Source organism: Plantibacter lichenum (assembly GCF_050587525.1).
GTDB lineage: Bacteria > Actinomycetota > Actinomycetes > Actinomycetales > Microbacteriaceae > Plantibacter.
In genome coordinates this window covers 61,802-74,492 of the sequence record NZ_JBOBFT010000005.1, presented here as the reverse complement: position 1 = coordinate 74,492, position 12,691 = coordinate 61,802, and the positions used below count along the sequence as shown (strand labels likewise).

The following is a 12,691-nucleotide window of genomic DNA, read 5'->3' as shown; positions in this document are numbered from 1 at the left end:
AGGACCGGCCGATGCGCATCCTGCTGAGACGCGGGCTCTTCTACATCGTCACCGCGTGGGCGGCGATCAGCCTCAACTTCCTCCTCCCGCGCATCATGCCGGGGGATCCCGTCGAGAGCCTCATCCAGAAGTTCCGAGGCAAGCTGAGCCCCGAGGCCATCGAAGCGCTGCGAGTGCTGTTCGGCCAGAAGGACACGTCCCTGTGGGACCAGTACCTCGACTTCTGGCGGAACACCTTCAGCGGCAACCTCGGCATCTCCTACGCCTACTACCCGACGCCCGTCGCCGATGTGGTGGGGTCGAGCATCGGCTGGACCCTCGTCCTCATCACGCTGTGCACGATCCTCGGCTTCCTGATCGGAACGACGCTCGGCATGATCGTGGGCTGGAAGCGGGGAACCTGGCTCGACTCGCTCATCCCGATCACGACGTTCATCTCCTCGATCCCGTACTTCTGGTTCGCGATCATCATCGTGCTGTTCTTCGCGATCGTGCTCAAATGGTTCCCGCTCTCCGGCGGCTACTCGCTCTCCGAGACCGTCGGGTTCAACTGGGGCTTCATCAGCAGCGCCGTCTACTACGCGATCCTCCCCGCGTTCACGATCGTCGTCGCCTCGATCGGCGGCTGGCTCATCGGCATGCGCAACATGATGGTGACGACGCTCAGCGAGGACTACGTGCGCCTCGCCGAGGCGAAGGGCCTCTCGAAGCGCCGGGTGATGTTCACCTACGCGGCCCGCAACGCCATGCTGCCGTCGTTCTCGAGCTTCGCGATGTCGCTCGGTTTCGTCGTCGGCGGCTCGATCGTCACCGAGATCGTCTTCAACTACCCGGGCATCGGGTCCGTCCTCTTCAGAGCGGCGACAGCGCAGGACTATCCGCTCATGCAGGCGATCTTCCTCGCGATCACGATCACCGTCCTCGTCGCGAACATGCTGGCGGACATCGCCTACGTGTTCCTCGACCCACGCACCAGGCAGGAGAGCTAGATGGCCATGAATGCAGCGACGATCGCCGAGGTCGAGGCGGTCCAGACCGTTTCGACCACGGGGATCAAGAACCGCTTCGGCTGGCTCCGCGGGCTGAAGTCCCGGAAATCCCTCGTCGGGTTCGTGATCGTGGGCTTCTTCTGCCTCCTCGCGATCTTCGGGCCGTTCCTCGCGCCGTACGACCCGTCGGCCGTCAGCTACGACGCGCTCCAGGGCCCGTCGGCCGCGCACTGGCTGGGGACGACCCAGACGGGGCAGGACGTCCTCTCCCAGATGCTCTACGGAGCGCAGGTCTCCGTGTTCGTCGGCTTCGGCGCAGCCGTCGTCGCGACGATCGTGTCGGTCCTGGTGGGGCTCACGGCCGGATATCTGGGCGGCTTCGCCGACGAAGCGCTCTCGCTCCTCGCGAACGTCTTCCTCGTGCTCCCCGGTCTGCCGCTCACCGTCATCCTGGCCGCGTACCTCCCGAAGTCGGGATCGCTCGGCATCATCCTCGTCATCGCGATCACCGGATGGGCCTGGGGCGCGCGCGTGCTCAGGGCGCAGACGCTCTCCCTCCGGAAGCGGGACTTCGTCGAAGCGGCGCGAGCGACGGGTGAGACGACGTTCAAGATCATCCTCCGCGACATCCTCCCGAACCAGCTCGCCATCATCGCCGCCTCCTTCCTCGGAACGGTGACGGGCGCGATCCTCACCCAGGCGAGCCTCGCGTTCCTCGGGCTGACCGACGTGACCGAATGGTCGTGGGGCACCATCCTCTACTGGGCACAGGTGAGCAGTGCGCTCCTCGTCGGCGCCTGGTGGTGGTTCGTCCCGGCGGGTCTCGCGATCGCGATCCTCGGCACCGGCCTCTCGCTCATCAACTTCGGCATCGACGAGTTCATCAACCCGCGGCTCCGCCAGGCCGGCATCGGCACCAAGAAGTCGCAGCGCGACCGTCTCAAGCGCAAGCGCAAGCCGACGGGGCCGAAGCGCGTCTCCGGCGCCGGTCGTCAGGCCCGCAGCGAGCCCGTCGCGTTCACGGCGACGAGCAACGACACGATCCTCGAGATCAACCACCTGCGCGTCGACTACGTCAACGGCGAGCAACGGACCCCGGCGGTCAACGACGTGTCCCTGACGCTCCGTCGCGGCGAGGTCCTCGGGATCGCGGGAGAGTCCGGATCCGGCAAGTCGACGCTCGCCTACGCCATCACGCGGCTCCATAAGCCACCGGCCGAGATCTCCGGCGGCGAGATGATCTACACGAACTCCGACGGCTCGAAGGTGGACATCCTGAGCCTGTCTGAGGAGGAGCTGCGCGACTTCCGCTGGGAGGAGCTGTCCATCGTCTTCCAATCTGCGATGCACGCGCTCAACCCGATCCTCACGATCGGCACGCAGATCGACGACGCCATCCGCGCCCACCGTCCGGACATGGGCACGGCCGAGCGACGCGCACGCATCGCGGAGCTCCTCTCGCTCGTCGGCATCCAGGCGGACCGCGTCGGGGCATTCCCGCACGAACTGTCCGGAGGCATGCGGCAGCGGGCGATGATTGCCATCGGGCTCGCGCTCGACCCGGAGATCATCGTGATGGACGAGCCGACCACCGCGCTCGACGTGGTCATCCAGCGGCAGATCGTCGAGAAGATCATGGAGCTCAAGGACCGTCTCGGCTTCTCGGTCATCTTCATCACCCACGACCTGTCGCTGCTCATCGAGCTGTCCGACACGATCGCCGTCATGTACGCCGGCCGGATCGTGGAGATCGCTGCGGCCGACGACTTCTACCGCCGACCCCGGCATCCGTACAGCCAGGGACTGCTCGCCTCGTTCCCGACGCTCACGGGGGACAAGCGCGAACTCACCGGCATCCCGGGAGCACCGCCCGACCTCCGGAAGCTGCCGGGCGGTTGCGCCTTCAACCCGCGCTGCCCCCTCGCCTTCGACTCGTGCACGGCGGTCGTCCCACCGCTCTTCACCCTCTCCGGCTTCACCGAACAACAACAACCGCAGGCCGCCTGCCTGCTCTACGAATCCGAATCCGAACCGGCGGCGCTCGTCGGGGCAGGGGAGACGCCACGATGACCGACACCACGATGCAGCGGCGAAGCGGAGCGGACGAACGCGCGGCCCGCGAGCCCGTCCTCGAAGCGATCGGGGTCACGAAGCACTTCCCGGCGCGCGGATCGATGTTCTCCCGGAAGGGCGGGAAGGTCGTCCACGCCGTCGACGACGTCACGATCTCCCTCTACCGCGGACACATCACGGCGCTCGTGGGGGAGTCCGGGTCCGGCAAGTCGACGCTCGCCCGCCTCCTCGCCCAGCTCTATCCGCTCACGAGCGGGGAGATCCGGCTCGCCGGGAAACGTGTCGTCGCGACACGGGGCAGGGCGTTCCGCCAGTACGTCAGCCGCGTGCAGCTCATCCTGCAGGACCCGTTCGGCTCCTTCAACCCGGTCATCACGATCAAACGGCACCTGCAGCGGGCGACCGCGATCCACCACCCGAAAGCGAAGGGGCCGGCGCAGGACGCGCTCATCGACGAACTGCTCACCCAGGTGAACCTCGTGCCGTCGACGCAGTACTCGGAGAAGTACCCGCACGAACTCTCCGGCGGTCAGCTGCAGCGCTCCTCGATCGCGAGGGCGCTCGCCGCGAGCCCGGACGTCTTCCTCGCCGACGAACCCGTCTCGAGCCTCGACGTCTCGATCCGCCTCGGCATCCTCAACCTCCTCAAGAAGCTGACCGTGGAACGCGACGTCGCGCTCCTCTACGTGACGCACGACATCGCATCGGCACGGTACTTCGCGAGCGACACGGCCGTCATGTACGCGGGAGAGCTCATCGAAGGCGGCCCGTCCGAGGACGTCACCCAGCGCGCGGCGCACCCGTACACGCAGCTCCTCATCGACTCGGCCCCCGACCCGTCCCGCGCGCCGGAGGATCCGCGCATCCGCGACATCGGACAGCCGCCGAGCCTCATCAACCCGCCGAGCGGCTGCCGGTTCCACCCGCGCTGCCCGCTCGCGATGGAGCGCTGCACGGAAGAGCGCCCGCCCGTCTTCGACCTCGAGAACGGCCACTGGACCCGCTGCTGGGTCTACGCCGACGACGAGGAAGCCACCGGCCGACGCGAAGCACGCGAAGCCGAACGAGCCAGCGTCAGCCGGAGGCCCAACACCCTGGGTCCCGTCCGACGCACCGGAACAGCCCATGCACCGTCCGGAGAGGGGGACTCCACAGCTTCCGACGACGAGCGATAACCGCCGCCGTCACGTTCTGCACCACCGCATCACGCGCATTACGCGCACCATCCGTCAGAACCGCTCACCACACATACGACATCACACGTCAGAGGAGAACATCCACCATGGCACGACTCACCTCAGCACGAACCAGACGGGTCACCGGCCTCGCCGTCGCCGTCGGGCTCGTCGCCGGCCTCGCCGCCTGCTCAGCAGGCTCAGGGGACAGCGCCGACGGCGTCATCCTGAACGTCGGCGGACAGGCCGACAACCTCACACAGGTCTTCAACCCCTTCCTGCCCGACACCGCCCTCGGACTCGGATCCAAGGGCATGATCTACGAACCCCTCGTCCAGATCAACTACGTCAAGGTCGGCGACGACCTCCCGTGGCTGGCGAAATCGACCGAGTGGTCGAACAACAACGAGACCTTCACCATCTCGCTCCAGGACGGCGTGAAGTGGTCCGACGGCGAGAAGTTCACGGCAGACGACGTCGTCTTCACCTACGAACTCCTCAAGAAGTTCCCCGCACTGAACCTGACGGGCGTCGACTTCGACACGATCACCGCGACCGACCCCGACACCGTGACGATGACGTTCACGAAGCCGTCTGAAGTCGACTTCACCACGATCGTGTCCGTGCCCATCGTCTCCGAGCACCTGTGGAGCAAGGTCAAGGACCCGACCTCCTTCGAAGACAAGGAGCCGGTCGGAACCGGCGCATTCGAGCTGTCCACGTTCTCCCCGCAGAGCTACCTGCTGACGAAGAACAAGGACTACTGGCAGCCGGGCAAGCCCGCGATCGACGGCCTCCGCTTCATCGCGTACAAGGACAACCAGGCACAGGCGAACGCCCTCGTGCAGGGGCAGATCGACTGGGCGGGCACGTACATCGCCAACGTCAAGGAGACCTACCTCGACAAGAACCCCAACTTCCACTACTGGGCGCCCGACGTCGGCATGGACGGGCTCATCCCCAACCTCGAGAAGTTCCCGCTGAGCGACCTCGCCGTGCGGAAGGCCATCAGCCTCGGCGTCGACCGTGAACAGCTCGCAGCATCGCGCAACTCGCACCCGGCCACGAGCCAGATCGGTCTGCCGATGCCGTCCTTCGAGGACGCGATCGCCCCGCAGTACAAGGGACTCGACTTCACGCAGGACAAGGCAGCCGCGATCAAGACCCTCGAGGACGCCGGTTACACGAAGAACTCGGACGGCTACTACGAGAAGGACGGCAAGCAGGTGGAGTTCGCCATCAGCTTCCCCTCCGCCTACACCGACATCGCGGCTCCGGCCCAGGTGCTCGTCTCACAGCTGAAGGACATCGGCATCAAGGTCGACATCGACGGCGTCGCGGTGACGGACATCAACAAGATGACCTCGTCCGGCGACTTCGAGGCGACGATCGGCTACCCGGTCGACTCCGCGCCGCGAGTGTTCTCGTTCTACAACAACATGATGAACCCGAACTTCTACCACCCCACCGGCGAGGACACTCCGACGTTCCAGAACATCGAGCGGTTCCAGAACGACCGCGCCAAGGAGCTGTTCAACGAGTACCCCCACGCGACGACCGACGAGGAGCGCAACACGATCCTCGCCGAGCTGCAGGGGATCTGGATCGACAACCTCCCGGTCATCACGCTCTTCTACTGGGGCTACTACGGCGACTGGAGCACGGAGAAGGCGACCGGCTTCCCGGACGAGAGCGACCCCTACTTCGCTCCGAACCCGAACGCCGTCGTCGCCGTCAACCTCAAGCCGACGGCGAAGAAGTAACGAACACCTGCACCACCCGGTGCGGGTCCTGAGCGATCAGGGCCCGCACCGGTCCCCACCAGCAGCGCAGCACAGAACGGACCCCCATGTCAGGCAATGCACCCCGCGCGATGGTCATCGTCAACGGCGACGACATCCACCACGACCTCCTGAGCGCCTCCCTCGTCTTCCAGCAGCTCGGCGTCGAAGCCGGCTTCGCCACCCGTCGTGCCGCCGGGACCAACCGCTTCGTCGACCCGAGGCCTGAGACCGCCGAGGCCGACGTCTACCTCTTCTACACCGCAGGGGGATCCTTCCCCACCCACCAGCAGGAGGCGCTCGCGGAAGCGGTGCGCGCGGGCAAGGGTGTCGTCGCGCTCCACGCCACCGACGTCCTCGGATGGGAGGGCGACGGGCTCGATCCGGCCGACCGGCCGCTGTACGAACTGCTCGGCAACCGCTACCTCTCGCACGGGCCGGACCACCACGAGGGCCGCCACCTGATCGAGATCGTCGCGGAGCACCCCATCACCGCCGGCGTGACCGACTTCGAGCTCTTCGACGAGTACTACGAGTTCGAGTTCGCGAGCGACGACCACACGATCCTCGCCGAGCGGCGCCGTGCCGACGGCGAGATCATCCCCGTCCTGTACACGCGGGAGGTCGGGGAGGGTCGGGTCGTCTACCTGGCGCTCGGCCACGACATGCGGGCGTGGGGCGAACCGTCGTTCCGGACCCTCGTGCGCCAGGCGCTCGTCTGGGCTGCGCAGTGACGGATCCGCTGAGCGACGCCGCTGCGGTGGATGGAGCGCCGCGCATCGCCGTCATGGCGTACACGGTGCTGGATCAGGCCACAGCCGACCTCCCCGGAACCCTCGCGCGCGTCGCCGACATCGGCTACCTCGGGATCGAGACCTACGGGATCGTCGAACGCTTCGGAGCGCGAGCCGTTCGATCCGCGCTCGACACCGTCGGCCTCGCGCTCACGAGCTCGCACGCACCCTTCCCTGCGGGGCTCGACGCCGATCTGATCCTCGACGAGTACGCCGAACTCGGGGCGACGACACTCGTCTGGAGCATGGAGCGCGAAGAGTTCGCCACCGCGGAGACGATCGCGCGCGGCGTCGAACGGGTGAACGAAGCGGCCGAGCGGGCAGGTGCGCGCGGGATGCGCATCGGCTACCACAATCACTTCGCGGAGTTCCGGAATCGGATCGACGGACGCGTCGCCTACGACGTCCTCCTCGACCGATTGCACCCGGACGTCGTCCTCGAACTCGACCTGTACTGGGCGAGGATGGGCGGCGCCGAGCTCCCGGAGCTGCTCCACGACCTCAGGCACCGAGTCCGTCTCGTCCACATCAAGGACGGCCCGGCGGTGAGCTACGAGGACGACACGATGGTGCCGATCGGCGATGGCGCCATCGACTGGGACGTCGTCCTCGATGCCGGCACCGCCATCGACTGGCACATCGTGGAACTGGAACGCCTCCACATCGACACGTTCGAGGCCCTCGAACGCAGCTATCGGCACCTCGTCGGACGCGGCCTGTCCCGCGGCGGCGTGCCACTGAACGGAGCGAACGCATGAGCACACGAGTCCTCTTCCTGGGTGGGGCCGGCATGATCGGCACCGCCGCAGCGACGGAAGCGGTTCGCCGCGGCATCGATCTGACGATCGTCACGAGATCGGAACCGAAGCGTGAGCAAGCGGCAGGCGTGCGCCAGGTGCGAGCCGATGTCCGTGATCCGGACAGCCTCCGCGGAGCGATCGACGGCGAGGAGTACGACGCGGTCGTGAACTGGGTCGGCTTCTCGCCAAAGGACCTCGACGGCCAGCGCGAGCTGTTCCAGGGACGGACCGGTCAGTACGTGTTCATCAGCACGTGCTCGGTCTTCGGCCGCCCCGTCCCGCAGCTGCCGATCACGGAGTCGAGCCCCAGACGGCAGCCGGTCTTCACCTACGCCAAGGAGAAGATCGAGTGCGAGGACGTCCTCGAGCGCGAGTACCGCGAGCACGGTTTCCCCGTCACGATCGTCCGCCCGTTCCACACCTACGACCGGACCACCGTCCCGCTGCTGTCCGGGTGGACGGCGATCGAACGGATGCGGCGCGGCGACGGCGTCATCGTGCACGGCGACGGCACCTCGCTCTGGAGCCTGACGCACTCGAGCGACTTCGCGCGGGCGTTCGTGCCGCTCCTCGGCAATCAGCACGCCGTGGGGGAGTCCGTCAACGTCGTGAGCGCCGACATCCTCACCTGGGACCAGATCCACCTCACGCTCGCCGCCGCCGCGGGGGTGCACGACCCTCGGCTCGTTCACCGCTCGAGCGAGACGATCGCTCACGAGGTCCCCGGGTGGGGCGATGTCCTCGAACATGATTTCCGGCACTCGATGCTGTTCGACACGACGAAGCTGCGGGCCCTTGTCCCCGACTTCGCTCCGCAGGTCTCGTTCTCCGCCGGAGCCCGGGAGGTCATCGAGTACCACGACGCCCACGAGGGTCATCGCGGTGTGAGTGACGAATTGTCCGCTGCGTTCGATCGGTTGATCGCGGCGCCCTGAAGCCGCGGGTGGCGGCGGGTGCATGGTCGCCGTCACCCGCTTCCATCGTCGGTTCCGAACCGACCCGAACAGAGGTTCGCAGTGGTATCGGAATTGTTCAACTAGATACGCATTTGCATAGACCACTACGTACCAATTTGCTAGCATCGATCCAGGATCGACCGCCACGGGAGGCGGTCGACGACGAGGAGGAACTGTGATTCGTGTAGGACTGCTCGGCTCTGGCTTCATCAGCGACACCTATGCCGATGCGCTGCAGGACGTGCGGAACGCGGAGATCGTCGCGAACTACTCACGCGACGCCGACCGTGCCGACTCCTTCGCCGAGAAGTGGGGGCCCATCGCGAAGCAGTACACGGACATCGCTGAGCTGTGCGCCGATCCGGACGTCGACCTCGTTGTGATCGCACTGCCCAACGAGGCGCACGTGGAGGCCGTGAGGATCGCTGCCGAAGCGGGCAAGGGCATCGTCTGCACGAAGCCGCTGGCCCGCACCGGTGCGGAGGCCGCCGAGATCGTCCGTATCGTGCGGGAGCACGGCGTCTGGCACGGGTACGCCGAGAGTTCGGTGTTCTCACCCAACATCGCCAAGGCCCATCAGATGGTGGCGGCCGGCGCGATCGGTGAGGTGCTCACGATGCGCGCCCGCGAGGCGCACTCCGGTCCGCACGCGCCGCACTTCTGGGACGCGGAGACGGCCGGCGGCGGCGCGCTCCTCGACATGGGCTGCCACACGGTCGAGTCCGCGAGGCACTTCTTCGGCAAGGACAACCCCGTCACCGAGGTCTTCGCGTGGGGAGCGACCATGGTGCACGGCGACAAGACCACCGGTGAGGACACGGCCATCGCCCTGCTCAAGTTCGCAGACGGGCAGCTCGCGCAGATCGAGTCGTCCTGGATCGAGAAGGGCGGCATGCAGCTCCGCCACGAGCTCGTCGGCACGGCCGGTCGCATCGTCACCGACACCTCGAACACGCCTGTGTGGGGATTCATCGAGAACCCCGCCGGCTACCTCGTGGAGAAGGCCGACGCGGACACCGGATGGGTCTACCCCGTGCCGGAGGAGGCCCGCGCCTACGGTTTCAGCCAGGAGATGCGCCACTTCGTGGACTGCTTCGCGAAGGGCGTTCCGCCGATCGAGACCTTCGACGACGGCCACATCGTCAACTGCATCCTGGACGCCTGCTACGCGTCGATGAAGTCGGGCGTCTGGGAGACGGTGCAGCTCCCGGCATGACCGCTGCAGACGTCGTCAGAACACCCATCAGGGTGGACAGCATCGCGCCGCTCTGGTCGCAGGCGGCCGATGCCGTACGCGCCAGGATCCTCGACGGTGCGCTCAAGCCGGGCATGCGCCTCCCGCCGGAGCGGGAGCTGTGCCTGAGCCTCGACATCAGTCGGGTCACCCTCCGGAAGGCGCTCCTCAGGCTCGTGGAGGAGGGCGTCCTGAAGTCCTCGCACGGCCGCGGCTGGTACGTCGCGGGCGACGATCGCAAGGAGTGGCCGAACAGTCTGGAGTCCTTCTCGGAGACGGCGCAGCGCATGGGCCTCGTGGCGAGTTCCGTCGTCCTCCGCTGCGAGCCCGCCATGGCGACCCTCGACGAAGCAGAGCGTCTGGGCGTCGCGCCGGGCACCTCGGTCTTCCAGCTCGCGCGCGTCCGCAACCTCGACGGCGTGCCGATCGCGATCGACCGCTCGATCGTCCCGGCGCACCTCGCCCCATCACTCGGACAGGTGGACTTCACTACGGCATCCCTCTACGACACGCTCGCCGATGCAGGGCTCGATCTGATCGATGCCGGCTCCACGATCGAAGCGCGCGAAGCCGATGAGGAGGTCGCGGGCCTCCTGGGCGTCGCCCCGAACCGGCCCGTGCTCGTGATGCATCAGATCGTGCGGGATCGCGGCGGGAGGGCGATCCTCTCGTCGACCATCCAGTACGCGGGGGACCGGTACCGACTGCGGACGTTCTTCGCGCGGGCCGGCTCGGGTCCCGGAGCGCTCACGACGTTCGGGGTGGACTGAATGCCGGATCGATCGGTGGATTCTTCGGTACAGCACGCAGTGCATCTAGTGGACAGTATTTGGTATGCTGTGGTTCTGTCTGGTGTGCGTCCTTGTGACGCCGCCTCGCACGGGATCGCAGAGGGGAACAGGGAGATCGCATCATGACTACGACCCATCCGCTCGGCGTTCAGCTCTACAGCGTCCGCGACGATCTGGGGAAGGGCCATCGCGAAGGCGCCGAGTACGAGACGCTCGCGCGCACCCTCGAACGCCTCGCCGGCTTCGGCTTCACGCACGTCGAGCCGTACGACATCCTCGGCTACACCGATGCCCTCGGGCGGGCGATGCGCTCCGCGGGACTGCAGGCGACCGCCGCTCACGCACGCATCACCGACGACACGGCGGATGCGGTCTTCGCCGCCGCGGGCGCCCTCGGCATCTCCACACTCATCGTCCCCTGGGTCGAGCCGACCTCCATCGCCGACCTCGACGGGGTCGAACGGCTCGCCGATGCCGTGAACCGAGCTTCCGCGCGGGCGGCGTCGCATGGCCTGCGAGTCGGCTATCACAACCATGATTTCGAGTTCGCCCAGCACATCGACGGCGTTTCCGCCTACGAACGGCTCGTGGCCCTGCTGGACCCGGCCGTGATTCTCGAGGTCGACACGTACTGGGCGGCGACCGGGGGAGCGGATGTGTTCGAGCTGCTGCCTCGCCTCGCCGACCGGGTGCGATTCCTGCACGTCACGAACGAACCGCCGGTCGCCGACGACCCGCCGATCCAGGGCGTGGACATCACGGGCCGCCTCGCGCAGATCGTGCAGCTCTCCACGAGCTTCGTCGAGATGCCGGTCGTCGAGGTCGTCGTCGACGACGGAGACGTCTTCCCGCTCCTCGAACGGAACGCGCGCTTCTTCCTCGAGCAGGTGAACGTATGACGGCTCCGCGTACCTCGGGCGCTTCGGGCGCTGCGGATGCCCCGGGCGCTTCGCCGATCAGACGGTCCGGGACCGGCCCCATGGGCGTCGGCATCATCGGCGCCGGCAACATCTCGGACGAGTACCTCCGGAGCCTGACGTCCTACCCGGACGTCCGGGTGCTCGGCGTCGCCGACCTCGACCTCGAACGGGCCGCCGCGCAGGCGGCGCGGTACGGCGTCCCGTTCTCCGGGACGCCTGAAGCGCTCCTCGCCCTCGACGACATCGAACTCGTCGTCAACCTCACGATCCCCGCCGTGCACGCGCAGGTCGCGCTCGACGCGATCGCCGCCGGCAAGCACGTGTGGGGTGAGAAGCCGTTCGCTCTCGATCGCGAGTCCGCGAAAGCAGTGCTCGATGCGGCCGCCGCCGCCGGGGTCGTCCTCGGCAACGCCCCGGACACCGTGCTCGGGGAGGCCGTCCAGCACGCGCACCGGCTGCTCGCCGACGGCAGCATCGGCGACGCGCAGACCGTCCTCACCCTCATGCAGGGCCCCGGCCCCGACAGCTGGCACCCCCGGCCGCAGTTCCTCTTCGCTCGCGGGGCGGGACCGCTCTTCGACATCGGCCCGTACTACTTCGCGACGCTCGTCCAACTCCTCGGCTCCATCGAGAGCGTCCAGGCCGTCGGCCACCGTGCGCGCACCGAGCGGGTCATCGGATCCGGCCCTGATGCCGGCACGACGTTCCCCGTCGAGGTGTCGACCCATGTGAGCGTCCTGACCCGATTCCGCAGTGGTGTCGTCGGCACGTCCGTGTACAGCTTCGACTCGCCCGTCCGCCGCCAACTCTTCGAGATCACCGGTTCACTCGGCACGCTCGACGTGCCGGTGAGCGGATTCGACGGGCCCAGCCGGATCATCGCGAACGGCGTCGCCGACAACGCATGGGAACGCCACGATCCGCCGGGTGCGCACCGGGAACGCGGAGTCGGCGTCCTTGAGATGGCGCGCGCCATCCGGGCCGGCCGTGCGCCGCGTGCCGATGGGACGCTCGCGTACCACGTGCTCGACGCGATGCTCTCGGTCGAGGAGTCGATCGCCTCCGGCTGGCCCGTGCGGGTGCGGAGCGAGGTCCGACCGGTGAGCGCCGTCGAGGCCGACTGGGATCCGGCCGAGCCGACCCTCTCCGCCAACGCCGAACACGAGGCCGCGTCATGA

General features: G+C 67.4%; 11 protein-coding genes. All 11 read left to right on the top strand.

Going from position 1 to position 12,691, the window contains the following annotated elements:
• Nucleotides 1-11 precede the first annotated feature (11 nt).
• Nucleotides 12-989: an ABC transporter permease gene (locus tag ACQ3HB_RS08505; protein WP_430919498.1), complete on the top strand. Its 978-nt coding sequence runs from the start codon at nucleotides 12-14 to the stop codon at nucleotides 987-989.
• On the top strand, nucleotides 990-3,059 hold the full coding sequence (locus ACQ3HB_RS08500) for a dipeptide/oligopeptide/nickel ABC transporter permease/ATP-binding protein (protein ID WP_430919497.1): 2,070 nt from the start codon (nucleotides 990-992) through the stop codon (nucleotides 3,057-3,059).
• Nucleotides 3,056-4,237, top strand: a complete 1,182-nt coding sequence (locus tag ACQ3HB_RS08495) for an ABC transporter ATP-binding protein (RefSeq protein WP_430919496.1) — start codon at nucleotides 3,056-3,058, stop codon at nucleotides 4,235-4,237. The genes ACQ3HB_RS08500 and ACQ3HB_RS08495 overlap by 4 nt, the downstream gene beginning before the upstream one ends.
• Before the next feature lie 107 nt (nucleotides 4,238-4,344).
• Nucleotides 4,345-6,000: an ABC transporter substrate-binding protein gene (locus ACQ3HB_RS08490; RefSeq protein WP_430919495.1), complete on the top strand. Its 1,656-nt coding sequence runs from the start codon at nucleotides 4,345-4,347 to the stop codon at nucleotides 5,998-6,000.
• An 86-nt stretch (nucleotides 6,001-6,086) separates the two neighbouring features.
• Complete coding sequence (locus ACQ3HB_RS08485; RefSeq protein WP_430919494.1) at nucleotides 6,087-6,752, top strand: ThuA domain-containing protein; 666 nt, start codon at nucleotides 6,087-6,089, stop codon at nucleotides 6,750-6,752.
• A complete protein-coding gene (locus ACQ3HB_RS08480; RefSeq protein ID WP_430919493.1) occupies nucleotides 6,749-7,570 on the top strand; it encodes a sugar phosphate isomerase/epimerase family protein in 822 nt (273 codons plus the stop codon). The genes ACQ3HB_RS08485 and ACQ3HB_RS08480 overlap by 4 nt, the downstream gene beginning before the upstream one ends.
• Nucleotides 7,567-8,547 carry an NAD-dependent epimerase/dehydratase family protein gene (locus ACQ3HB_RS08475; protein WP_430919492.1) on the top strand — a complete coding sequence of 327 codons (981 nt, stop codon included), beginning with the start codon at nucleotides 7,567-7,569 and terminating at the stop codon, nucleotides 8,545-8,547. Before ACQ3HB_RS08480 ends, ACQ3HB_RS08475 begins: the two co-directional genes overlap by 4 nt.
• A gap of 196 nt (nucleotides 8,548-8,743) precedes the next feature.
• Nucleotides 8,744-9,784 carry a Gfo/Idh/MocA family protein gene (locus tag ACQ3HB_RS08470; RefSeq protein WP_430919491.1) on the top strand — a complete coding sequence of 347 codons (1,041 nt, stop codon included), beginning with the start codon at nucleotides 8,744-8,746 and terminating at the stop codon, nucleotides 9,782-9,784.
• The gene (locus tag ACQ3HB_RS08465; RefSeq protein WP_430919490.1) at nucleotides 9,781-10,572 is read left to right on the top strand and encodes a GntR family transcriptional regulator; all 792 of its coding nucleotides are present in this window, start codon (nucleotides 9,781-9,783) and stop codon (nucleotides 10,570-10,572) included. Before ACQ3HB_RS08470 ends, ACQ3HB_RS08465 begins: the two co-directional genes overlap by 4 nt.
• 143 nt (nucleotides 10,573-10,715) lie before the next feature.
• Nucleotides 10,716-11,492: a sugar phosphate isomerase/epimerase family protein gene (locus ACQ3HB_RS08460; protein WP_430919489.1), complete on the top strand. Its 777-nt coding sequence runs from the start codon at nucleotides 10,716-10,718 to the stop codon at nucleotides 11,490-11,492.
• An 80-nt stretch (nucleotides 11,493-11,572) separates the two neighbouring features.
• Entirely contained in the window at nucleotides 11,573-12,691 is a 1,119-nt protein-coding gene (locus ACQ3HB_RS08455) for a Gfo/Idh/MocA family protein (protein WP_430919767.1), read from the top strand.

Coding starts and splice junctions, on each gene's coding strand:
- ACQ3HB_RS08505 (WP_430919498.1), top strand. CDS start 12: ATGCGCATCCTGCTGAGACGCGGGCTCTTCTACATCGTCACCGCGTGG.
- ACQ3HB_RS08500 (WP_430919497.1), top strand. CDS start 990: ATGGCCATGAATGCAGCGACGATCGCCGAGGTCGAGGCGGTCCAGACC.
- ACQ3HB_RS08495 (WP_430919496.1), top strand. CDS start 3,056: ATGACCGACACCACGATGCAGCGGCGAAGCGGAGCGGACGAACGCGCG.
- ACQ3HB_RS08490 (WP_430919495.1), top strand. CDS start 4,345: ATGGCACGACTCACCTCAGCACGAACCAGACGGGTCACCGGCCTCGCC.
- ACQ3HB_RS08485 (WP_430919494.1), top strand. CDS start 6,087: ATGTCAGGCAATGCACCCCGCGCGATGGTCATCGTCAACGGCGACGAC.
- ACQ3HB_RS08475 (WP_430919492.1), top strand. CDS start 7,567: ATGAGCACACGAGTCCTCTTCCTGGGTGGGGCCGGCATGATCGGCACC.
- ACQ3HB_RS08465 (WP_430919490.1), top strand. CDS start 9,781: ATGACCGCTGCAGACGTCGTCAGAACACCCATCAGGGTGGACAGCATC.
- ACQ3HB_RS08460 (WP_430919489.1), top strand. CDS start 10,716: ATGACTACGACCCATCCGCTCGGCGTTCAGCTCTACAGCGTCCGCGAC.
- ACQ3HB_RS08455 (WP_430919767.1), top strand. CDS start 11,573: ATGGGCGTCGGCATCATCGGCGCCGGCAACATCTCGGACGAGTACCTC.